The following is a 218-nucleotide window of genomic DNA, read 5'->3' as shown; positions in this document are numbered from 1 at the left end:
CGTTCGACTTGCATGTGTTAAGCACGCCGCCAGCGTTCGTCCTGAGCCAGGATCAAACTCTCCGTGAATGTTTACCCGTAATCGGGTCCACATCGCGTTGAGCGGGACAATCAAACCGGAATAAGGCCGATCGTCCACAGCGTCCTCGCTGTGTGTCGCCTGCCCCTGACCCGAAGGCCGGAACAGGTCTTTTTCAAAGGAACCACCAACCCACCAAA

The 218-nt window shown here is 56.4% G+C and carries 1 rRNA gene; it reads right to left on the bottom strand.

From position 1 onward, the window contains the following. Positions 1-68, bottom strand: a 16S ribosomal RNA gene (locus G3I19_RS38390); the annotation flags it as partial. Positions 69-218: the final 150 nt, after the last annotated feature.

The sequence above is a fragment of the Streptomyces sp. SID10853 genome, assembly GCF_010548145.1.
Lineage (GTDB): Bacteria > Actinomycetota > Actinomycetes > Streptomycetales > Streptomycetaceae > Streptomyces.
Note: the sequence above shows the minus strand (reverse complement) of the source record. Positions and strands in the feature narration are given on the sequence as shown.